Source organism: Ruegeria aquimaris (assembly GCF_025751555.1).
GTDB classification, from domain to species: domain Bacteria; phylum Pseudomonadota; class Alphaproteobacteria; order Rhodobacterales; family Rhodobacteraceae; genus Ruegeria_B; species Ruegeria_B aquimaris.
The window spans coordinates 119,698-141,660 of the sequence record NZ_JAOWLB010000009.1; the positions used below are offsets into that span (position 1 = coordinate 119,698).

Annotated in this window: 23 protein-coding genes; 10 read left to right on the plus strand and 13 right to left on the minus strand. The window is 59.2% G+C overall.

The genetic code is table 11. The annotated features are described in order from the left end of the window. The first annotated feature begins 430 nt into the window (after positions 1 to 430). The 7 genes from OE747_RS13920 (at position 431) to OE747_RS13950 (ending at position 4,854) form a co-directional block, all read left to right on the plus strand. Positions 431 to 679, plus strand: coding sequence for a helix-turn-helix transcriptional regulator (locus OE747_RS13920; RefSeq protein WP_263829182.1), 249 nt, complete (start codon positions 431 to 433; stop codon positions 677 to 679). Beyond that, a complete protein-coding gene (locus tag OE747_RS13925; RefSeq protein ID WP_263829183.1) occupies positions 676 to 915 on the plus strand; it encodes a hypothetical protein in 240 nt (79 codons plus the stop codon). The genes OE747_RS13920 and OE747_RS13925 overlap by 4 nt, the downstream gene beginning before the upstream one ends. Next, positions 912 to 1,307: a VRR-NUC domain-containing protein gene (locus OE747_RS13930; protein WP_263829184.1), complete on the plus strand. Its 396-nt coding sequence runs from the start codon at positions 912 to 914 to the stop codon at positions 1,305 to 1,307. The genes OE747_RS13925 and OE747_RS13930 overlap by 4 nt, the downstream gene beginning before the upstream one ends. Further along, positions 1,304 to 2,314 carry a helix-turn-helix domain-containing protein gene (locus OE747_RS13935; RefSeq protein ID WP_263829185.1) on the plus strand — a complete coding sequence of 337 codons (1,011 nt, stop codon included), beginning with the start codon at positions 1,304 to 1,306 and terminating at the stop codon, positions 2,312 to 2,314. Before OE747_RS13930 ends, OE747_RS13935 begins: the two co-directional genes overlap by 4 nt. 26 nt (positions 2,315 to 2,340) lie before the next feature. Continuing rightward, positions 2,341 to 3,003: a hypothetical protein gene (locus tag OE747_RS13940; protein ID WP_263829186.1), complete on the plus strand. Its 663-nt coding sequence runs from the start codon at positions 2,341 to 2,343 to the stop codon at positions 3,001 to 3,003. Between the two features lie 86 nt (positions 3,004 to 3,089). Next, positions 3,090 to 4,334, plus strand: a complete 1,245-nt coding sequence (dcm, locus tag OE747_RS13945; RefSeq protein ID WP_263829187.1) for a DNA (cytosine-5-)-methyltransferase — start codon at positions 3,090 to 3,092, stop codon at positions 4,332 to 4,334. After that, on the plus strand, positions 4,327 to 4,854 hold the full coding sequence (locus OE747_RS13950; RefSeq protein ID WP_263829188.1) for a very short patch repair endonuclease: 528 nt from the start codon (positions 4,327 to 4,329) through the stop codon (positions 4,852 to 4,854). Before dcm ends, OE747_RS13950 begins: the two co-directional genes overlap by 8 nt. A 5-nt stretch (positions 4,855 to 4,859) precedes the next feature. Here the strand turns inward: OE747_RS13950 and OE747_RS13955 are convergent, their stop codons facing one another. Then, complete coding sequence (locus OE747_RS13955; RefSeq protein WP_263829189.1) at positions 4,860 to 6,236, minus strand: MvaI/BcnI family restriction endonuclease; 1,377 nt, start codon at positions 6,234 to 6,236, stop codon at positions 4,860 to 4,862. Between the two features lie 673 nt (positions 6,237 to 6,909). On the opposite strand from OE747_RS13955, the gene OE747_RS13960 reads away from it, so the two are divergent. Then, a complete protein-coding gene (locus OE747_RS13960) occupies positions 6,910 to 8,181 on the plus strand; it encodes a site-specific DNA-methyltransferase (RefSeq protein ID WP_263829190.1) in 1,272 nt (423 codons plus the stop codon). A 56-nt stretch (positions 8,182 to 8,237) separates the two neighbouring features. Here OE747_RS13960 and OE747_RS13965 read toward each other — a convergent pair whose 3' ends face one another. Continuing rightward, positions 8,238 to 8,807 (minus strand): DUF3489 domain-containing protein, encoded by a 570-nt coding sequence (locus OE747_RS13965; protein WP_263829191.1) that lies wholly within the window; start codon positions 8,805 to 8,807, stop codon positions 8,238 to 8,240. Positions 8,808 to 8,898: 91 nt separating this feature from the next. Beyond that, positions 8,899 to 9,129: a hypothetical protein gene (locus OE747_RS13970; RefSeq protein ID WP_263829214.1), complete on the minus strand. Its 231-nt coding sequence runs from the start codon at positions 9,127 to 9,129 to the stop codon at positions 8,899 to 8,901. Between the two features lie 117 nt (positions 9,130 to 9,246). Here OE747_RS13970 and OE747_RS13975 point away from each other — a divergent pair, with 117 nt between their 5' ends. After that, positions 9,247 to 9,738 (plus strand): hypothetical protein, encoded by a 492-nt coding sequence (locus OE747_RS13975; RefSeq protein ID WP_263829192.1) that lies wholly within the window; start codon positions 9,247 to 9,249, stop codon positions 9,736 to 9,738. Between the two features lie 164 nt (positions 9,739 to 9,902). Here OE747_RS13975 and OE747_RS13985 read toward each other — a convergent pair whose 3' ends face one another. The 10 genes from OE747_RS13985 to OE747_RS14030 all read right to left on the minus strand — a co-directional run bounded on the left by OE747_RS13985 (position 9,903) and on the right by OE747_RS14030 (position 20,433). Further along, complete coding sequence (locus OE747_RS13985) at positions 9,903 to 10,559, minus strand: DUF3299 domain-containing protein (RefSeq protein ID WP_263829193.1); 657 nt, start codon at positions 10,557 to 10,559, stop codon at positions 9,903 to 9,905. 20 nt (positions 10,560 to 10,579) lie between these two features. Further along, on the minus strand, positions 10,580 to 11,884 hold the full coding sequence (locus OE747_RS13990; protein ID WP_263829194.1) for an ABC transporter permease: 1,305 nt from the start codon (positions 11,882 to 11,884) through the stop codon (positions 10,580 to 10,582). Beyond that, positions 11,884 to 12,570 carry an ABC transporter ATP-binding protein gene (locus tag OE747_RS13995; protein ID WP_234221938.1) on the minus strand — a complete coding sequence of 229 codons (687 nt, stop codon included), beginning with the start codon at positions 12,568 to 12,570 and terminating at the stop codon, positions 11,884 to 11,886. Before OE747_RS13995 ends, OE747_RS13990 begins: the two co-directional genes overlap by 1 nt. 40 nt (positions 12,571 to 12,610) lie before the next feature. Further along, positions 12,611 to 13,930 (minus strand): carbohydrate porin, encoded by a 1,320-nt coding sequence (locus OE747_RS14000; protein ID WP_263829195.1) that lies wholly within the window; start codon positions 13,928 to 13,930, stop codon positions 12,611 to 12,613. Further along, positions 13,927 to 14,661, minus strand: coding sequence for a DUF3299 domain-containing protein (locus OE747_RS14005; protein WP_263829196.1), 735 nt, complete (start codon positions 14,659 to 14,661; stop codon positions 13,927 to 13,929). The genes OE747_RS14000 and OE747_RS14005 overlap by 4 nt, the downstream gene beginning before the upstream one ends. Before the next feature lie 29 nt (positions 14,662 to 14,690). Next, positions 14,691 to 16,391, minus strand: coding sequence for an amidohydrolase family protein (locus OE747_RS14010; protein WP_263829197.1), 1,701 nt, complete (start codon positions 16,389 to 16,391; stop codon positions 14,691 to 14,693). Between the two features lie 5 nt (positions 16,392 to 16,396). Continuing rightward, entirely contained in the window at positions 16,397 to 17,275 is an 879-nt protein-coding gene (locus OE747_RS14015; RefSeq protein ID WP_263829198.1) for a hypothetical protein, read from the minus strand. After that, entirely contained in the window at positions 17,272 to 17,451 is a 180-nt protein-coding gene (locus OE747_RS14020) for a hypothetical protein (RefSeq protein WP_263829199.1), read from the minus strand. The genes OE747_RS14015 and OE747_RS14020 overlap by 4 nt, the downstream gene beginning before the upstream one ends. A 76-nt stretch (positions 17,452 to 17,527) precedes the next feature. Then, positions 17,528 to 18,883: a metal-dependent hydrolase family protein gene (locus tag OE747_RS14025; RefSeq protein WP_263829200.1), complete on the minus strand. Its 1,356-nt coding sequence runs from the start codon at positions 18,881 to 18,883 to the stop codon at positions 17,528 to 17,530. Further along, positions 18,880 to 20,433 (minus strand): amidohydrolase family protein, encoded by a 1,554-nt coding sequence (locus OE747_RS14030; RefSeq protein ID WP_263829201.1) that lies wholly within the window; start codon positions 20,431 to 20,433, stop codon positions 18,880 to 18,882. Before OE747_RS14030 ends, OE747_RS14025 begins: the two co-directional genes overlap by 4 nt. 199 nt (positions 20,434 to 20,632) lie before the next feature. Here OE747_RS14030 and OE747_RS14035 point away from each other — a divergent pair, with 199 nt between their 5' ends. Beyond that, positions 20,633 to 21,634 carry an AraC family transcriptional regulator gene (locus OE747_RS14035; protein ID WP_263829202.1) on the plus strand — a complete coding sequence of 334 codons (1,002 nt, stop codon included), beginning with the start codon at positions 20,633 to 20,635 and terminating at the stop codon, positions 21,632 to 21,634. The last annotated feature ends 329 nt before the right edge of the window (positions 21,635 to 21,963 follow it).

Genomic DNA, 21,963 nt, shown 5'->3' on the forward strand with positions numbered 1-21,963 from the left:
TGCTCGCCGGGACGCTACGCAACTTCAGGATGCGCCTCAAGACTGCAGGTAGTGACGTGCCGCGCGGTCAACTCCAACCCAGCGCTACGCCGCCGAATGTCGGCGGAACACGACCGGAATAACCCTTTCCGGCAATTCCGGTCCCTGTAAATCCCGCCGATCCGTCTGAATACCGGCCAATCGGCCCAACTTTGATGAGGCGGCGCCAATCGCGCCAGTATCGGCGCTCTGAAACGACCCAGCCCGGCGCCGATATTTGCGGTGACCTCTCTCGTCTAACCCTGCCCCGCGCCACGAAACCCCAATGAAACATGGGGCGGAATTGAGAGGCGGTGTTCAATTCCACCTTCCGCCTGTCTTCCGCCCCCAAGGCTCTGCTTCGCTGGCCCCGCGCCCCGAGTATCGGGGCGGATGTTGAACGGAGCAGATCATGAACGACCCCCTTCCGGATACCCCAGAGGATATCCCCGACCTTCTGGCCGACTGGATCAGTCGCGAGCAGCTGGCCTACGCGCTCGGTCTCACCACGGATACGCTCTCCCGATGGGAGGCACGTCGCAAGGGGCCGCCCTGCACCCGCATAGGCAGAAAGGTCTACTATCGCCGGGCCGCCGTGCAGGACTGGATCCGGGCACAGGAACAGGCGCATCCGGTCCGCAAATCACGGGGGCGGGCATGACGGCCCGGCCCAATGGCCCCACCTGGCCGGCCGAGCGCCTTACCGAGGCCCGCGCCGTCCTGGCCGATGTCGCCCATCATTCCGACCCCCTGATCCGGCTCGCCTGTGGCGTGCTGATCCGGCATGGCGAAACCGCGGACGAGCGTGAAGCTGCACAGCGGCTCCTCGTGGTCGTCGATGCCCGGCGGCCGGTTCAGCGCGCCCAGCGCGAGGATGCCGGGAGGGTGCGCTCATGAAGCGCCGTGGCACACCTGAGGCTGATCTACAGCGGGCGGTCGTGCAGGCGCTGCGCTTCGCCCTGCCCCGCACCGCCATTATCCATCACTGCGCCAACGAGGTGACCAAGGCCGGTCCCCGCGGAGCAAAGCGCCAGGCCATCCTGGTCGGCATGGGTGTCCATGCCGGCTTTGCCGATCTGGTGGTGCTCTGCGACGGGCGCGTGCTGTTCCTGGAACTGAAGTCGGTCAAGGGCAAGCTCAGCCCGGCGCAGGTGGCGTTCCGCGATGCGGTGCTGGCGCAGGGCTTTGGCTGGGCGCTGGTCCGCAGTCTTGACGATGCGCTGGGCGCACTGGCTGATCATGGATTCACCACCCGTATTGCAGCACCTGCCCGGAGTCCGTTTCCATGAGTCATGAGGCGACGAACTGGGCAATCCGGCAGCGCGGACTCAAACCCACCACCAAGATCGTGCTCTGGCATCTCTGCGACCGGTTCAACCCGGACTATGGGTGTTTTCCATCACAGGCCCGGCTGGCACATGACTGCGAGATCAGCCGCTCCACCCTGAACGATCATCTCGGCCGGCTTGAAGCGGCCGGGCTGTTGCGCCGTGTGCCGCGGATCGACCCGGCGACAAAGCGCCAGCTGCCCACCCGCTACATCCTGGGGTTTGAGCCGGGCTTTACGCCGTCGGATGGGACCCCGCGTCCGAAAACCGGACACGGTGAAACGACGCCCGTGGACGTCATGGATGATGCAACTTGCATGCCCTTCGCCGAGGATGTCGATGCCCTGCCGTGTCCGGAATTCGGACATAGAATTGAGGCAAAAGCCGTGTCCGGTTTTTTTCCAAAGCCGTGTCCGGAAAATCGGGAATCCCGTGTCCGAAATCCGGACACTAACCTTGTAAGAGAACCACTAAGTAAACCAGTAAAGGAGGAGGAGGGCGCGCAAGCGCGCGCGGCGATCTCTGATCAATTTTTTGGGGAGCTGCTCGCAGCATTGCGCCTCGACCCTGCCGCCCTGCCCGGCTGGTGGCAAGGCTGGCCGCCCCGGCAACACGTTCAGCGCTGGCGAGACGAGCTGGGCCTCACAGAGGCCGAGATCATCGCCACGGCCCAGGCCACCCGCCAGGACCATCCCGAACCACCCGATGGGCCGAAAGCGCTCGACCGCGCCATGCAGCGCGCCGCCCAGCGCAAGTCAGATGATGCCGGACGGAAACGCCGACGAGGGAAACCCGACGACTCGGTTCCGGCGGCAACGCCCAGCGCCGATGTGCCGGCCTTTTACGCGGCTTGGGTGAACTCCGACAGCCACCTGCCGGCCTGCGCCATCAGCAGCTCCATGCGCAACACCATGCTGGACCGCGGCCTCGTGACCGCGGACCGGATGCGGGACCGCGGGGTGCTGTGAATGACCAAACTCAAGGGACCAAAACCATGAGTTACCAGGGACGGATCAACCGCACGGGCGGCACGAGAGTGAAACGGGCGCTGGGCGTGCAGGCGGCGCTGGAATGGGCCTTCCGGGTCGAGAAGGCGCAGCTTGAGCTGCCGGCGCCACAGGACGCAAACGAAGAGGGATTTGGCTTCGGCCTCGAATATGTCCTGCTGCACCGCGCGGCGCTGGGCTGCAAGATCGACGGCGGTCAGCACAAGATCGGTACATACACCCATGAGGACGCAGAAGTGATCGCCGCAACCGTGGCCGGGATGCCGGACAGTCTCGGCGGCAAGCGAATGGCCATCCGCGTGGCGGAGCTGGCGCGGGCCGGACTAACGCCCGACTGGATGCCTGGTGCTGTCCCGCGCTGCGTCCCGGTGGAGGTGAAGCGCAATCAGCATGGGGAGCGGGCAATCACAGTCGTGGTTGGTACCGAGCGTGTGCTGTCTCGTGGCAAGTGGCGCACAGTGGATGTGCTGGCATGCCCGGTGACCTACGTTCCGCACCCGCAGCAGATCGAAGCCGCGCGGCGTGCCTACGCGGATTGGTGGCAGGCGCTGGGCTGGGTGCGGGATGGGTTGTGTGAAGGAGGGTGCCTGAAGGATCTGGAACTAAAACCAGATATGCCCAGGCCCGATCCTTGGGTTCGCTGCAGGTAAAAAAGCTCGGGAGTTAGTGGAATGTTCTTGCTTTCGGGAAATCAATTCAACACAGTGTCAGAAAAATGCCCAGGGACAGAGCAGAAATGACTGAGTTTGAAGAACTGCTGATGAAGGCAGGATACACGGTGCCGGAAGCGGCAAAAGCGCTCGGTTACTCAGAAGGTCATATCTACCGGTTCAAACGAGGGGAAGATACACCACGGGAAAGCGTTCTCGAATTACTCCGCATGAAGGTTGCTGCGCGTTCTGCGGGTTCCGGCGAGCCTGCGTCGTTTACTTTCGTTGATCTTTTTGCCGGAATAGGCGGGCTTCGGAAGGCTATGGAATCCAACGACGGAAGATGTGTATTCACCTCCGAATGGGACCGTTTTGCGCAACAGACCTACCTCGCAAATTTTCCCGACAACCGACCAATCGCCGGTGACATCCGGGAGGTAACTGCCGATGACATTCCTGGCCATGATGTACTAGTAGCCGGTTTCCCCTGCCAGCCATTCTCGATTGCCGGCGTCTCCAAGAAAAACGCGCTGGGCAGGCTGCACGGGTTTCAGGACGAAACGCAGGGAACTCTGTTTTTTGATGTCCTTCGCATCCTGAAGGCCCATCGCCCTGCAGCGTTCCTGCTGGAAAACGTCAAGAACCTGAAAAGCCATGACAAAGGCAGGACTTTTGAGGTCATAAAGCGAAAGCTGACCGAAGAGCTCGGCTACACTTTGCACACGATGATCATCGACGCCGCGCACTTTGTGCCACAGCACCGTGAGCGTATCGTTATGGTCGGCTTCCGTGAACAGACGGGATTTTGCTGGGATGACCTCGAGTTACCTGTGCGCGGTCACCGCCGCATGCGGGACATTCTGCACCCCGAAAACGGAACCGAAGTCTCGGAGGGGCATTACACATTAGGTGATGAAGCCCGGGTGAACGACAAGTACACGCTGACCGACAAACTCTGGAAGTACCTTCAGGACTACGCCGCCAAACACAAGGCCAAGGGCAACGGATTCGGGTTCGGGCTGGTTGACGGAGAAAGCATCGCGCGGACCCTGTCGGCCCGGTATTTCAAAGACGGCTCCGAGATACTCGTCAGCCGGGGCGCCGGGAACAACCCCCGCCGCCTGACGCCGCGCGAATGCGCGCGCCTGATGGGATACGGTGAAGAGTTCCGGATTCCGGTTTCCGACACGCAGGCCTACAAACAGTTCGGAAACTCGGTCGCGGTGCCGGTTTTCGCTGAGGTGGCCCGGATCATGAAACCGCACATCCTGGAGATCCTTGGGCGGTCCGGAACTGAGCAAATACCGGAACCGGCGCGCCAGGTTGGCTGACGTACACGACAGCGAAACCCGCCGCCGCAACATGGCGGCAATACGAGGTGCCGACACGAAACCTGAACTGGAGATCAGGCGGCGGCTGCATGCGCTTGGGTTTCGGTATCGCCTGCACGACAGGAAGCTGCCTGGCCGCCCCGATCTGGTTTTCCCGATGTACCGGGCCGCCCTGTTCGTCAACGGCTGTTTCTGGCATGGGCATGATTGCGATCGGTTTCGCTGGCCGAAAACCAGCCCGGAATTCTGGCATGCGAAGATCTGCAGCAACGTGGGCCGCGATTTGCGGAATGAGAAGGCACTTGGCCAGCTGGGCTGGCGAGTAGGTATTGTATGGGAATGCGCCATAAAAGGTCCCGGCCGTCTTCCCCCTGAAAACCTAGACAAAAAAGTTGCTGTTTTTCTGACAGGGACGGAACAGTCACTCTGGGTTCAGGGGAGCGTTAATTTAGGTCTCCGCGGGCATGATGAGTTGCGAGGAGACCCGAACATTTTGCGTCGCGCATCCCAGTCTGCCTGAATTGGTCAGCCAGCCAATTCGTCGGAAAGAGCAATGATCCGGACATCGGTGTAGAGGTCGTGTGCAGCCGCTGCGATGTCATTTACCCTCCACTGTGAACGGCGCTTATTCAGCTTTGGGTTTCCCGGGCAGAACTTCGGCGCAGGATCAAGAAAAAGCGTCCCATTGTACAGCGCCTCGAACAATTGCTCGGCAGATGTTTCGCGGCACCACATCACCTGATCCGAGAATTCGACAAGATGCCCGTAGCCTTCCGCCTTGAGATCTTTGTCGGTGCATTTCGACTTCGTAGCCGGAATGTAAACGGCTTCGTTGTGTTTTGAAGTCCAGCAGTTGAGGATCCGGTCCAGCGACCATCCGGCAGCAAGTTCGTCATTGTCATCGGTCAGAGCAAGGTGGACGCCCTTGTCGGCACTTGACGCAAGTGTTGTGCCCCGATCGTGATTTTTGACCTCAAGCGTCAGGCCACTCTTGTCGCAGCGGATACCTACACGGTGTATCCCGGTCAAACGGTAGTGACCGCTACCATCCAGATACCCATGTTTTTCCATGAACCTGTCGAAGTTTTCCGAATAGAGACCCATATCAGGCTCAGGTGTGAAGAGAGTAACCTTTTTCTGGGTATGGGTTTTGAGTTCAATCCCCTCAAAATCGCCGTGCTTGTCGCTGTTCGGGACAATGCCCAAAGCATGCTCGAGTGTGTAGCCACAAACCTGCGTTCCGTTGAATGGTAACGTCCGGCCAGCTGAATCCAGCCTACATCCCGGCATAGGCCTTCCGGCAGCTCCGGCAAGCATTGAAATGAGCCGGGCAGGCGCTGTAGCGCGGAGCCGGAGGTGTTTCCAGACGCGCGATCCGGTGGCATTCGGCAGCTCCGCAACCTCATCCATGAAGGTGTTGGCTGGGTCTGCAACCATGACGGCAACGGCTTCACCACTCCCCCGCCGGCCAAGTACAAGATAACGTGGGACGTCTGGATAGCGCTTGGTGAATTCCACCGACATTGCTTCGGGCATAGTGTTATCGACGGTCTGGAAACCGCTCAGCCTGGTTTCCGGGTACTGAGCGTAAATGATCATTTTGACGTTGCGGGCCGGTATTTCCCGACCGGAAGCGTCTACCCAGACAAACCGCCGGAAGACAGCTTCGGGAATAGCCTGGCCCTTAGTCTTTGAACCCTTTTTCCGGCTGGTCGACGCACCCCTGAAGCTGAACTTCATATCAAACGTGGGAAACAACGGGCGGAAGTCTGAACCGGAGTAGATCTGGTTCTTGTCGTTGTGGTTTTTACTGAGAGGTTTGATGAGTGCCTCGTGCGCGCCGTGGGAAGCGAGCAAGGTTTCGACCTCTTTCAGTGAAGCTGGCGACCGTTCAAAAAACATTCAGATACCTCTTTTTTGGGTGAGTACCTGAAGGATCTATAGAAGCGGAGTTGGGATTACAATCCCAGTATCACGGCTAAAACCAGTAATATTTCTATATCATATTGATTTTTATCGGTTTAATTTTTTTGCCAGCGACTTAACAAAGACTTTTCCCTCTGTGTTCTCTTTGACCGGGCGCCGGTGATAGCCCATAGTGGGACAAGATTGCCAGCGTCCTGAAACGTTGCAAAGTCGCACTTCCCGCCGCAGAAAGTCGCAATCGAGCTTCTTTTCGCTGTTCCGCAAATCAACCCAATGAGTCAGCCACCCCCCTCCTCTGGTTCCTCCCCGTTGCCAAACGTATGCGGGGGGGCTCAGCGCAGAGGTTCGCTAGCGACTGGATTCCTCACCGGGGAATCCACCTGGAATCCACCCTGAAGGTGCCGACCGGAAATTCGACTCCAAATCAAAGGCTTACGAAATCATGAACTGGCCAGGGTGGATTCCCGGCCGGAATCCAGGGAATCCACCCCGGACGGAAGCCACCCTGTTGGGAAGGCTTTGAATCTACTCCACTTTTCAGATCGACAAAGCTGCCCCCCTTGACCTACCCATTGATCATCGAAGAATAGCGCCCGGAGGACACCCCTCGCGGGCGCTTTCGTTTTCCCCTACATCCGAGACCTGCCCCATGGACCTCGTCTTCGCGCCGAGCCAGATCGAAACCTGGCCGATCGAGCGGCTGCGCCCCTATGCCCGCAATGCCAAGATGCACGGCGAGGACCAGGTGGCGAAGATCGCCGCCAGCATGGCCAGGTTCGGCTGGACGGTTCCCTGCATGGTGGCCGAAGATGGCGAACTGATCGCCGGTCACGGTCGGGTGCTGGCCGCCACGGTGCTGGGGCTGACCGAGGTGCCCGTAATCCGGCTCAGCCATCTCGACGATGCCGAGCGCCGGGCCTACCGGATCGCCGACAACAAGCTGACCGAACTCGGCGACTGGGACGAAGCTCTGCTGCGTGACGAGATCGCGGGACTGCTGGCCGAGGATTTCGACCTGGATGTTCTCGGCATCAGTGACGATGAACTGGACGCCCTGCTGCGCGACCCCGAGGCGCTGGGCGGTGATGGCCCGGTCGAGGGTGAGAACGATGTACCCGATTTGCCCGTTTCGCCCGTGTCAGCGCCGGGCGATATCTGGCAGCTCGGGCCGCATCGCCTGATTTGTGGCGACAGCACCAGCGCGGATGTGGTCGGGCGACTGCTGGGCGATGTGCGGCCGTTGCTGATGGTCACCGACCCACCCTATGGCGTGGAATATGACCCGTCCTGGCGCAACCAGGCCGGCGCGGCGAAGACCAAGCGAACGGGAAAGGTGCTGAACGACGACCGCGCCGACTGGCGCGAGGCGTGGGCGCTGTTTCCCGGCGATGTCGCCTATGTCTGGCACGGGGCGCTGCATGCCACGACGGTGGCCGAGAGCCTGGTGGCCGCGGGCTTCGCCATCCGGTCTCAGATCATCTGGGCGAAGGATCGTCTGGTCTTGAGCCGCGGTGATTACCACTGGCAGCACGAACCCTGCTGGTATGCTGTACGGGCCAAGGGCAAGGGCCACTGGGCTGGCGATCGCAAACAGACCACCCTTTGGCAGATCGCCAACCGCGATCAGGATGTCGATACGGTGCACGGCACCCAGAAGCCGGTAGACTGCATGCGCCGGCCGATCCTGCACAACTCGAGCCCCGGCCAGGCGGTCTATGAGCCGTTCATGGGATCTGGCACCACGCTGATCGCGGCCGAGACCACCGGCCGGGTCTGCTTTGGCGTGGAACTGAACCCGGCCTATGTCGATGTTGCCATCGAGCGCTGGCAATTCTTCACCGGGGAAGAAGCTGTGCTGGCGGAAACCGGCGAGAGTTTTTCAGCTCTCAAGAACAGCAGAGCGCGCTCCCCGGCAAGCTGACTTTCCGCCATTCCAGGGGATCAAGTTTCCGGAGCTTCCGGAAAGATACCGATAAGTCAGACTGTGGATGCCTTGGACAGGAGATCAATCCGATAGACCATCCCCCTGCCCTCAACCTTCTCAGCGATGATAGGCAGGCCCAGTTTCTTCTTGAGCGCGCCCGAGATCATCCCCCTCGCAGTGTGGGGCAACCATCCGGTCGCAGCGGCGATCTCCGCGATGGTCGCGCCCTCTTGCCTCTGCAACAACGCAATGACCTGCGCCTGCTTTGTTCCTGCGCGACTCTTGGGCCGGGAGGGAACCTCGGACGTCACGCCCGTCTCTACCTTCGCCCTCCGCGCCCGGGCGACTACACCCGCCACCACCGGCTCGATCCCGATGGCCGCGAGCCCGGCTTCGGTGACAATGAGCGTCGTACCGTGACCATCGCCCGTCTCGCGCCACAGGGGTTCGCCCCGGCGCAGGTTGGCGTCGACCTCCTCGAGCCAACCACGGGACATCATCTTGCCGACGACTGTCCTGGCGGCAGCGCCGTGCAGCCCGTCAGGCAGCGGCAGGGCCAGGTTCCCCGGCCGGGCCGCGGCACGGGACAGAATGGTGGATTGGGTATTGGTGAGATTTGACATTGGGACCTCCGGCGTTCCGGCGCGCGCCTCGCGCACCTTCTACGGAGGCAAGCCCCGCAACAGCGGGTCGGCCGTTGCGGCTTTGGGTGCCTCAGGAGGCGTGTTCACCCTCGCCAAAAAGGAAGTCGGTGATCTTGCGCAGATCGGCGGCGACGGTGTTGAGCGATCCAACGGCACCCCAGTTGATGGCGTCCGGGTCGAACGCGAAGTGGTCGTCGCTGAGGGCCTTCAGGCGATCCAGAATCACGTCGATTTCGGCCTTGGCGGCAATGAAAGCACTCAGGGCCTCGTCGTTGTTCCGGGTCTTGCGGCGGGGGGTCATAGCAGGGTGATCCTTGGGTGAGTTGCATCGTTTTCTTGCGATCAGAGTCGCTCTGTCCCGCCGATCTATCAACTCAAATCCAAATGATATCATCGGCTTGAGTGGAGTATTCTGGCCATGCAAGGAATGAGCGAGCGGGAGTATGCCGCCCATGCCGAACTGTCGCGCGGCGGCGTGCAGAAGGCCCGCCGGAACGGGCGGCTGGTGCTCTTCGACGATGGCTCGATCGATGCAGACGGCTCCGATGCGCGGCGGGCGGAAATGACCGATCCCGACCAGCAACGCCGGTCCCTGGGCGGGGACGGATTGATCAGCGGACCGGGAGAGACCTCGTCTTATCTGAAGGCACGTACGGCGCTGACGATCTACCAGGCGCAGGAACGACAGATTGCGATCCAGAAGAAGAAAGGCGCACTGGTCGAACGGGCGCGGGCGGAAACGCTGGTGTTTCGGTTCGCACGGCAGGAACGGGATGTCTGGGTCACCTGGCCCGGACGGGTGGCGGCCCTGATGGCAGCGCAGATCTCGGCGGAGGTGGAACGACAGACCGGGATATCGGTGACGATCGAAACCGCGCTCATGAGGCAGATCCTCGACATTGCGCAGTGACAGGGGAAATCTGACGTACAACATCACCACCAGACGAATGATCTCTGGGCTGATGTGGAAATATTTGAACAGATCAGGTTTCGGTGCGCCGAGAAACCACGAGACCGCCCTGGCCGTCTGAACCAGATTCCTTCTGACACCACCGTCTGGAGCCGACAAGATCCTCAGCTGCTATAGTCCTCGACCAGCAGCGGCTGCATCGAATAGCTGACAGAAACCGGGGCCTGTCCGTCGACATAGCTAACCGTCTGAACCGAACTCTGGGCGACCATGGTCCCGGTGATCCATACGGGGGTGAAGAGGCCGTTCACCTCGATGCCCTTGGGATACACGACATGGACGATCTGGTTGGCGGGGGGTGGCGGGGTGTGGATACAGGCGCCCACCGTCGGCACGAGAAGAAACTCGACGACCTTGCGGTCCTTGAATTCCAGGGGCAGAACATAGCCCGGCAGGCGGACGCTCATGCCAACGAGGTCCTCGTTCACCGCCGAGGCCGCCGCTTCGCGTTTCTCCATGATCGCCAGACGCGCGGCGAACAATCCGTCGACATCGAGGCCGTCCTTGGCCAGCTGTTCTCGTAAAGCTTGCGCTTCGGCGCGGGCTTCAGCGTCATCGCTCCGCTCGGCCCCTGCCTCGAACCGCAGGATCTGGCGCAAGCTGTCCATCTGATCATCGGTGAGGGTTTCGAACGGGTTTTCAATCACGGTGGCGGGAGGTGCAAGCGTATCCCACGAGATTTCCTGAGGTTCGGTCGCCCGTGCAAGGCCCGGAGAAACGGCAAGCGAGAATATCAAGACGAAACGGGCGAACATGGTCATGGAGAAATCCCCTTCATTTGTCATAGCCGAACCGACAGCCCGTCGGCTAGCGTCATGCGGTAGACCCGGACCGCCGGGATAAGCGAGGCGAAGAGCCCGGCCCAGAAGATGAGGAAAAGGGTGGCCAATTCGCGCATACCGAAAACATTCAATCCCGACCTCAGGCCGAAGCGGGCAGACAGGATCGGGTCAATCACGAACGTGGCCGCCGTGAGCAGAACAAGGCCAAGGATCAAACCCGCCGCGGTGAGAATGGCGGCCTCGGCAACGATTAGCGCAACGATACGGTTGGGCGTGGCACCAACAGACCGCAGTATCGCGAATTCGCGGCGGCGGGTGTCGAGGGTCGCAGAGAGCATGACCACCATACCGATCATTCCCGCCAAAGCCACGGCCCACGCCATCAGTTGCATCGCGCGCTCCGCTGTCCCGGTAATCCCCCAGAGCTCGGCGAGCGCGACCGCCGGGAGGACTGCGCTCAACGCATCGGAGGGGCGTTCGTTGACGGCCCGCTGCAGACCGAGGACATTCGTCCGATCGATCAGCCCAACGTAGACGGCATTGATCCGGTCCGGTTCGTGACTGTGTTTGGCCTCCGTGCCCTCGTGTTCGCCATGATCGTCATGCCCGTCATGATCGTCGGTGGGCATGGCGGCCGGATCGAGAGGGTCGGCAGCAGGCGCGTCTTCTTCCGCATGCAGGGCGTCGAACCCTTCGAGCGTGACAAAGACCATCCGGTCGACGGCGGTACCCGTCGGCTCGAGTACACCCGATATCGTGAAGGGCGCGTCGTCGTGCAGCTCGAAGGAAACCTCGCCCGAGCCGTGGGCGTTGACGATCAACGCACCGGGGGCATAGTCGAACCGCGCCGCGACCTCGGCCCCGACCACGGCGGCATCCGCCCCGTCACCGGTAAGAATCGTGCCTGCGGCGAGGGTCAGAGGCTGACCGCCAGAGTGCCGGAAATGCTCAAAATACGATGCATCCGTCCCGATCACCGGATAGCCGCGATGATTGTCGCCCATCTGGATCGGAACCGCCCAGGCCACCTCGGGCCGATCTTCCAGCCACTCGAAGCTGTCCCATGTCATGCCCGTCCCGGTGCCGCCGACGCCGAAGACGGTAGCCATGAGGATCTGCACCGGATTGCCGCGCGGCGCCACGATCAGGTCGATCCCGGACGCGGAGTTGGCAAAGCTGTCGCGCGCGCCGTCCCTGAGCCGCTCGACACCGAGGATCAGCGCGACGCTGAGGCTGATGGCCAGCACGGTCAGGCCGGCCACGAAGCGGCGGTTCCACAGGCTGCGCAGGCTGAACACCAGCATCAGGCCGCGCCCCCGTTGAGGGCCAGGAAATCAACACTGCGGTCGAAATGATGCTCCAGGCTGCGGTCATGACTGACGAAGAGCAGCGCACTGCCCGCTTCGGCGCATTCCCTTGCCAGCAGGTCGACAAAGGCTGCCTTGGCCGCCTCATCGAGCGCCGAGGTCGGCTCGTCCGCCAGGATCAGGTCCGGCTTGCCGATCAGCGCGCGCGCGGCGGCAACCCGTTGTTGCTGGCCCACGCTGAGTTCGCTAGCCGGCTTGGATACCAGGGACGTATCCGACAGCCCTAGTTCGCCGAGCAGATGTCGGGCCGCTCCCGCAGGATCCTCACCCGCACGCGCGAGCCGACGCTTGGAGAATCTACAGGGCAGAAGGACGTTCTCGAGCGCGCTCAGCCACGGAATGAGGTTGAACACCTGAAAGATCATGCCGATATGGTCCACCCGGAACCGATCCCGCGCACCGCCATTCAACGCGCCTATGTCGTTGTTCGCGACCAGGATAGCCCCCGGTGAAACATCCACCACGCCTGCGATAGCTGAGAGGAGCGTGGATTTTCCGCACCCGCTGGGGCCAAACAAGAAATTCCGCTCACCCTGAGCTAGCGACAGGTTTGGTATGCGCAGCGTCGCATTTTCCGACCCTGGCCAATTGAAAGTCAGGTTTTCGACGTGCAACGCCCTCATTCGATACACCCCTCGGTTATTTTGACACAGCCCAACAGGGTTAGAATACTGCTCTCAAACGTACTCCGAAGACCGCGATGGCGTCAGCGCTCGGATCGCCGATCGGATTCACAACATATTGAACCTGAGGCGTAATCTGGAAGAAATCGTTCAGATCATAACGATAAAACGCTTCCAGCGTGTACTGATTCAGCGAACTTCCAGGTGCACGTCCCCAATTCAATCCAAGGCCGGCTAAGTCCTTACCACCGCGTGCCTCGTATGCAGTCGCAAAGCTGATCGAACGATCCAGTGCAGTACCACCACCGTTTGCATATCCGAGGCGGAACGTACGATGCCAGGAACCGGAACGACCGCTTACGGCAAATGAGATACCATGACCCTCCGGAACGCCGGCTGCAGTGCGTTCATCAACCTGCCAGACTGTAAGCTGCAAGAGCCGATCAAAGAGTGCCCCCCAATCAGGGGTCCAGCCGATTGCGAAATGCTTGAAGGTTTCGCCGGTCTCGAAAAGGTCTTTTGCGCTTCGACCTGGGTCAGATGGATCACCATTTGCATGTGCGAAACCAGCCAGAATGACCCAATTACTATCGACCCGCCACCTGAGTGCAGCGCCCAAACCCTGACTGGGGGCCGGAAAGGTTGATTGCTGCTGAAACTCAAGATTTGTAAACGCCGTCCAGGGGTTCGCCAACCCATCGACATTCACATAGTCGGTGACATCGACCTGTCCGATCACGAAACTGCCGCGACCGCTCGCAAAGCGCTGGCGCCAATAGAAATTGGTCAAGACCCAGCCCGCATCGCTGAAGGTGGATGAGAACAGACCGGCATACCCAAGAGACGGCCCAAGCGCCTGTGTGGACATCCTGTTTCCGATGGCGGATCGGTTCTCGACCTTGAAAACCAATGTACCGTCGTTCGACGTGTTCTGACCCACGGCTCTCCATGTGCCATAGATGCGAAACGCATTCGAAGATGCGTCAGAAGGTTTTTTGCCGGAATTCGTGCCCAAGTATTGGATTTGATTGTCGATACCGAAGGAGACGCCGGTTCGAGCTTCGAAGTTCTTTCTCTGGGCGATTGCCCCCTCAAGGAGACCAGTTCTCTGACCCTCGGCCTCAGCCGCGAGTGTTCCAGCTACACTGAGGCGTGACTCGAATCCGAGATTGTCCAAGCTTTGTGCATGCGACTGCTCCGGATATGTGAAAAGCAACAAAAGGGAGAAAATCACCAGTCCCGCCTTGCTCCGGCAAGGACGAGGGCCGAGCAAAGACCCAGGTTGCGCAAAGATCATCTGTGAGCGCCCAAAGGAATTAAGCTGGTGAAACACATCAAGGCTTCGTTTCAGGCTGTTCATTCCGAACCCTGCACGACGGCCAAAGGATCGATACCGCCCTGCGCGCCTTGGCCGATCTGGGTCTCCGCGACTGGTCCCTGCACGGTGATCCTGTAAGCAGACAAATTCCACATGCTGGTCATGCGCACGGTGCCGTCCAACATGAATATTGTCTGATCTTTCGGGTCCGTAGACAAGGTGCCCATAACGCGGACTGGCACATACAGGTTTCTGGTTGGAAAACTTCCCTCATAACGGACGCGCACCAACTGGTTCGGCGGCGGTGACGGTTTGTGACTGCATAGCCCGATCTCGGACACTAGATAACCTACCGAAGCACCATCCGGGCCGGTTTGAGCGGGTATCAGGAACCCATCCAGGACAACTTCGGCACTGTCATAAGCAGGATTGGTTGCGAGCTTGGCGCGTTTTCGTTGAATTGCCACCTCCCAACGGGCCGCCAGCAGTTCCTCAATGTCATGGCCTTCTTGCGCCAGCGATTTGCGGGCCTCATTGACCTGAGCAGCAAGCCTGTTTCGCGTGTTGGCGTCAAACGTCTCGCTGTCCAGTCGCTCTTGCAAGCGCACGACAGTGCGTAGATCTTCGAGGTCCTTCAGTTCCATCTCGAGGAATGGATCGTCAAATGCCAACGCGGCAGGATCCGGCAGTTGGTCGAAATCGATGACGCGAGGATCGGCCAACATCGGCGTGGCGGCCAGAATGGCCGCCACAGTTGTCAAAAAGAACCGCATTCCACACCTCTCAAACGCAAAAGGCAGTCTCAATTGCCGCCCTTTGCAGGTATGCCGGGCGCCACATCCGGCATGCCGGTCGAGAAATCGCGGTTCCAGCCCTCTTCCGAAACCGGCTCGAAACGCGGCTTGTCTTCAGGCTCGAAGCGGATCGGTTGACCGGCGAAAACCTCTAGCAGCTCGTCATCTCGCACCGTCACAGCACCGTTTACGATCACGGCCTTGAATCCGGTCGAGGGGATCGAGCCCTGATCATAGGTCGCATTGTCGGCAACGGTTTCGGGGTCGAACACCACGATATCGGCAACCATGCCCTCCTGCATTCGGCCCCGCTCCTGCATGGCCTTCAGCCCCGTACGGCCCAGGTGGTGCGCTGCGTTGTAGCTGAGGATCGACAAAAGCTGCATCATCGGTATGTCGTTTTCCCGCCCAAGGCGCAGTGTTGCAGCGCGCGCCCCGGCGCCGCGCGGATGCATGTTGCCCAACTTCTCAAATGGAGTATTCCAAGGCGCCATAAGAGGCTCTGCGAACATCGCATCGCTGGCCATTGTTGTCCCCCTGAGAGTCAACCATTTGACTGAGTCCTCTGGCGGAGTCTTGAACAACAGAATTTCCTGGGTCGGATTATCCTTCAGGACCTGATCGTATTTTTCCTGCGTATAGAAATCACCTGTAATCGGATCCTGCATCGTGTCTTCGTAGCGATGCCCCTGTCTTTCAACCCAGTTTTCGGGCTTGAGGAAGACAGCGTTCACCGTGGTAGATCCGGCGGAATAGGGGTAGATCTCGCCCCAGATATTATGGCCGTTTTCCTGAAGCCGCGCGATGAGTTCATGCGTGAGTCGCCAGCCGGGATTGTTGAAGTGCTGCAGTATTGCGGGCGCGTTCAGAGCCAATGCATTGGCAATGACTTCTTGCGCACCGACGTTTTCCAACACGTCGCCATCGGGTGTGAAACGCGTATGAACGGCAGTTTGGCGACCATATCGCGCGCCAACCTTCTGCACCTCGAACAACTCACGCGTGGTGACACCATCGCGCATGTATCCCAATGTCGATCCGATACCGAGCGCGCCAGCCTGAAGGCCTTCATCGATGATCTGCAGAATCTTGTTACCAGCGTCGTAATCAGCCTTGTCCAAACTCCAACCCGATCCCTTGCGGGAGGTAAGCGCCGCCGCCGGCCCCAGCAGAAGGGTTTCCTCGTCGTCGAAACCGTCGAGCACGATGGCGCGGGCTTGTTCGTGGCTGGAAGCGCACCCGAAATTCGCCTGGTTCTTGCCTTCGCGTTCTTCGTACCACCGCGCGATGAATGTTCCTGCGCAGCCCTCCTCGAGGTCCATGCTCGACGTCAGTCCGTCACGAAGGCCAAGCGCATAGCCCATCGGTTGTTGCCAGTGGAAATGCGTGTCGATGAATCCTGGTGCTACGATGTGACCCGTGGCGTCGATTTCCTCGGCCCCGGTCAGCGCGTCCTTGGAAATCTCGACAATGCGACCGTCCTTGATGCCAACATTAGCGACGCTGTCATACAGCGTTTCGGGGTCCATCACGCGACCGTTTGAAATTACCAGATCATAGTCTTGGGCAATGGCGCCAGAGGCGAGGAAAAACGTCGCCGTGACCACCAGTGTTGCAAACTTCGTTTGTCGTTGCATAACAGCTTGCCCTTTCAAGGTTGGATTGTGCAGAGTTGCTGGCATCATCTTGACGCCGACTTCCTTGGCCAACGCGATTACCCCTGGATCCAGCTGTAAATGAAATTCTTCACAACCGGTGATATCGAAAAGTTGATAGACCAGTCCTGGCCAAAGGCGTCATTCGACTTGGCATAGTAATCGACGCCCGCGCTGAACTTGACAGGCAGGTTGCTGATCTTGGTGACCTTGCTGACCGAAAGGTTGATCGGAATGGTGGCCTGATCGTTGACCCAGTCATAGCTCAACTTGGAGTCGGTATATATTGTCCAGGCATTGGGCAGATAGAACCCACCGAAAATTTCCAACTGCGTGGTCGAGTAGTCGTAGTTGCGACCGCCAACATCCCATTGGTGTGATGGAAAGATCGCCCAGTATCCTTTCTTGTAGATACGCGCGATCAGAGCTTCTGGCCCGAGGCGCCATTGTCCGCCGGAAACATCGCTATTGGTCGGAATCGTGCCTTGGATACCTGCGATGGTGACCAATCCGGATTCGTATGTCTTCCCGATGGCCACATCAAAACCGATATCTGCCCAGCCGCTCTTTTTCTCGAACTGGCCGGTGACTGTGTTGAACACAGGTTGCCGGGTCACATAAGCGAATGCGGGGCGCACGAACAGGTTTGTGGAGCCGCCTTCTTGAAGCGGAAAGGGAAAAACCGGCTGGAACAGTGTCGAAACGCTGGATTGATCGCCCGCCCCCGGCAGAGTGCCGTCAAAAGCTGTGTAGGTCTGCTTGAACACGAGGCTCGACAAGGGGGTGTTCGGATTGGACAACTCCTTGGCCAGATCATCTGCCGAACTGGATTCATGTTCGGTGGTTGGCGTTCCGTATGTGGACCCATCCTGCGCGAAAACAGCTGTGGTCATCGTGATTACGCAGGCTGCTAGCGTTAAAGTCTGCTTGACCTTCATGAGATGTCCCTCGGCTTCGCGGTTGAAATAACGACGATGCGGCCATCGGTGACGCCGACGTTGGTAACGGCACCGTAAAGCGTTTCCGGATCCATCAGGCGACCGTTTGAAATTACCAGGTCATAGTCTTGGGCACTGGCGCCGGAAGCGAGAAAAACCGTCGCCGTGACACGCATTGTTGCAAACGTCCTATATCGTTGCATAACAAGTTGTTCTTTCAAGGTTCGATTGTGCAGAGGTCCTGGCATCAGCTCAATCCAGGGAATTCTTGTAGATCACGCCATTCTTCATGATGACGTCGAAATTCGCGTTCGGGTCGGCGACAAGACCCAGGTCCTCCAAGGGGTTGCCATCGACCAGGATCAGATCGGCGTAGGCCCCTTCCGCGATCACGCCCAATGCACCTTCCTGGTACGGGTGGCGTGGGCCGGCCAGCATGAGCAGTTCTGCATTATCTGACGTCGCCATCTTCAGAGCCTCGTAAGGGGTGAACCAGCGTGTCATCTTGGCGAGGAACTTACCCTGTTTGGCCGCGGTCGCCGGGTCGAAAAGCATGTCGGTCCCGAATGCCATCTTGACGCCGATCTCCTTGGCCAACGGGATGACCCTGTCGGTTCCGTCGGTCGCCTCGATCCATTTCGCGGCGCTGGCTGGATTATTAAAGGTAAAGGCGTCCTCGTCGTCGATCAGCGGCTGCACCGATAGCCAGGCGCCTTTCTCGGCCATGAGTTCGATCGTTTCCCGGCTCAGAAGATTGCCGTGCTCGATCGACTTCACACCCGCTTCGAGAGCGGTTCTGGTGGCCTTGTCGGTGAAGATGTGCGCCGCCACATAGGTGTTCCAGGTTTCGGCAACATCCACGACCGCTTTCATCTCCTCGAATGTGTACTCCTGCACGTCCAGTGGGTCGAATACGGACGAAACGCCACCTCCGCCCGCGATCTTGATCTGCGTAGCCCCCATCCGAAGGATTTCACGCGTGCGCTTGGTCACCTCCGGAACACCGTCAGCCAGCATGAGCAGCCCGTTCCGGTTCCAGTAGTCCAGGGGATCAGCCGGGTTTGACGGGACGGCCTGAAGCGCACGATAGTCGAAATGCCCCGAAGTCTGGCTCATCGGCGGGCCCGAGGGCAGGATGCGAGGCCCCAAGATGTCGCCGCCGTCGATCATCTTCTTTATAGAGAACGGGTTGCCGCCCATGTCACGCACAGTGGTAAAACCGCGTAGCAATGTCGATTCGGCTCCAAGTGCTCCCCTGATGGCCACTTCGGACATATCGCCCGTGAACAATACGTTCTGCGACACGCAGCAGTAGGTGGAATGCCAGTGTACGTCGATCAGGCCGGGGATCATGGTGCGCCCGCCGCCGTCGATGACTCGGCCACCGGCCACCATCAACGGCTCTGTCGAGACGGCGGTGATCAGGTTGTCGGTCACGACCACATTGGCGTTTTCGATCAACGCTTCGTTGATGCCGTCGAACACGTTGACGTTGGTGAACAAAATCACCTTCGGATCGGCGTCCTGCGCCTGAACCGCGGGGGCTGTCACGGACGCTGCGACGACCCATGCAGCAAGAGCGAAAGGTCTGAGTGTTCTGTTGCTCATTGCATTTGCTCCCGCCGGATCGGCTGGCCGTGAGGGGCATCTAAAACAAGTGCACCGTCCCGAACGACGAATCCGCCGTTCACCAGAACCGTTTGTACTCCGACCGCTGGCTGGTTGGCGTTGTCATAAGTCGCCTTGTCGGACACGGTCTGTGGATCGAAAACCACAATGTCGGCGTCCATTCCCACCTGGATCCGGCCCTTCTTCTTCATCTGGGGCACGAAATCCTCCAGCGTCTGCGCCGGCATCAGCGACATCTTGCGGATCGCCTCGCTCATCGAAAGAACGCCGCGCTCGCGCACGTAGGAGCGCAGGATCTTGGCGTAGGACCCGGCCGAGCGAGGATGCGCAAACACGTTGTCGGGCAGCGGCCATTCGTCCCCGGTATATGTCTGGATATTGCCGCTATCGTCAAAATAGGACCAGAAGGTCGCGTCCGAGGCGATCAGCGTCGCGGGGTGGGTAACCGACCGGTCGAGCATCGCCAGGTCTTCGGACTTCTCCTCGTCGAGGAAATGCCAGGTGATGAAGGTACCGGGCTTGTTCTTCTGGTAATCCGCCAGTTGGTCTTCCGTCATCCGATCCTGGCCGAGTTGAAAGTTCTCGGATGTCGACTGCATCCGGTCGCGCCAGTCCGGGCCGGTGAACATGGCAGCCCCGACAACGGTGCTGGCTGCGCCGTAGGGATAGGCCTCGACCGTGATGTTGATGCCCCTGGCCATCGCCTCTTCAACAAGGGCGAGCGTGGCCTCGATATCGGCCATCGAGGTGCTGTTGATGTGGCAGATGTGCATGTGGGCGCCGGTTATTGCGGCATTCGAGATCAGTTCCTTGAGTGCCTCGAAGGAGCTTTGCGGTTCAATGACGCTGGCATAGCGGACATGGGTGTAGGTCGCGACACCATATTCATTGGCCAGTTCGGCCAACGCGAAATATTCTTTTTGCCCGTATCCCGGCGCATAGCCCGCGTTGACCCCGATACCCAGTCCGCCCTCCTTCAACCCCTGTTCGACCAAGGACAGGATTCTCTGGGACTGGGCCGGGTCGGCGACGTCCATCTTCCAGTTGTTTTCTGCCTGCGCCTGTTGGAAGAACTCGACGGTTGCAAGCGGATCAGTGTTGTCGAAGGTGGCAATCCGGCCATAGGTCCAGCCCGCCGCCGCACCGTAGTTGATCGGCAGTTTCTTGGAAGCCTGTCCGTCGTACCAGTCGCCGATTGGCAACACGCCGGATTCAAGCTCGAGCGCTGTCGTCACACCCTGCATGGCCTGCATGCGGTAGTCGCCAATGCTCTGCCCATGTGCATGCAGGTCGATGAAACCGGGAGATACGACATGACCCGTGGCATCGACCACGATATTGCCCTCAAGCGGGAATTCGCTGATCGCCGAGATACGGCCATCTTGGATCGCTACATTGCGAATTGCATCCAAGCCCGTCTCAGGGTCGATCACACGACCGTTCATGATGACGATGTCGTTGGCCAGAGCCGCGCTGGCAGTGGCGACCAAGATGGCAAAGGTGCAGCTAGAGTGGAGTGCGTTTTTCAAGAACATAAGCGATATCTGACACTGTTGATGGGCTTCAGGAGTCGTGGTGCTCGCGTTAGACCATACATATCGCCGACACAAAAAAGCGTACCGCTGATGGACAGTTGCAGTTGATTTCTGTCCTCAAGAGATAAGTACATAGAAGCAATGCAAAAGCTTGCGTATCACCGGGTCGAGTTTTCGAACGGAAGACAGCCGAATGATCAATGACGGGATCGCCTTCAACCGTGCACTGCAGCTGCAGCCGTTTCTTGAACTATTCGAGCGGCTAGGCGGCAACACCGATCGAGTGCTCAGGGCCGCACACCTCGAAAGCTTCGACCTCTCGGACCCCGCGACGCTCATTACAGGCAATGCGCTTTACCGTGCGGAGCAGGAAATGGCTGATGCGCTCGGTGATCCTTACTTCGCGGCCCGCGCCGCAGCGATGTTCGTCGAGGCTGGTCCAGTTTTTGTTCGAGAAAGCTTCAAAGCATCACGCACGCTGGCCGAGTTCCTTCCTCGTGCAATCCTCGAAATCGATCGGCAGATCAGTAATATCCGCTATTCCCTTAAGATTAATGCCGATTCCACCGTGATCTTGGGCAAGAGAACTTTCAATCCGTCGGCACCGATCATTCAGGCCGATGCCGCATTCGTGAGTAGTTGGGTAACCTTACTGAGATTGGCGGTCGCCCAAGAGTTCGACTCCTCGCGGATCTTGATCGTAGTGCAGGAAGACGCCGGCATTCCACCAGACCTCGTACCAAAGCATTCGATCGTCAAACAAAAATGGAACGGCGTAAAGATCCGATTTCCCACGGAATGGTTACAGCTGCCATTGGAATTGAACTGGAAAATCCCGTCTACCAGGCGTGGAGAGTTCGATGATAAATCGCGACGCGAGGCCATAAAAGTTTGGTTGGAAATCGTTTGTCACAAAGGGATCAGCGAAGGATCCTTTGGCATGGAAGACCTTGCCCATCGCCTCGATGTGCATCCAAAGAGTTTGCAGCGCACCTTCACTTGGCTGGGGACGTCGTTCCAGAAGGTTCGAGACAATGTTCGAAAACAGAAGGCACTAGAGGTCCTTGGCCGCGAGCGATCCATGAAAAACGAGGAAATCGCCGAAATGCTCGGTTTTTCCAACGCTGCAGGTTTTTCTAGAGCATTCAAGAGATGGACCGGCGTCACACCTACCGAGTTTCGGTTAAAGCTGTGATCGGAGCTGCCATTTGAAGACGTATATGGACCCCGCCTGATTGCAACGGCCTGGTTGGACTTGGTTCGGTGATCAAGCTTGCCAACGTATATCCGCCTTCTAGGCGCGGCCTGATACATTCTCGCTGCGAGCCCCGATGGCTTTCTAAGCCCCTGTCACAGCAAATAGGACACGATTATTCCTTTGCCCCGATCTGCAATACTGCTGCACGAGCCTTCCTGACCTTGGCTCAATCCAAGCAGGCGAAGGCGACCGGCGCTGAGATAACGATTGAGGAGCGTGGCAGGCCGATTTGTTCTCACAACACCAACGGATGTAGATCATGACCG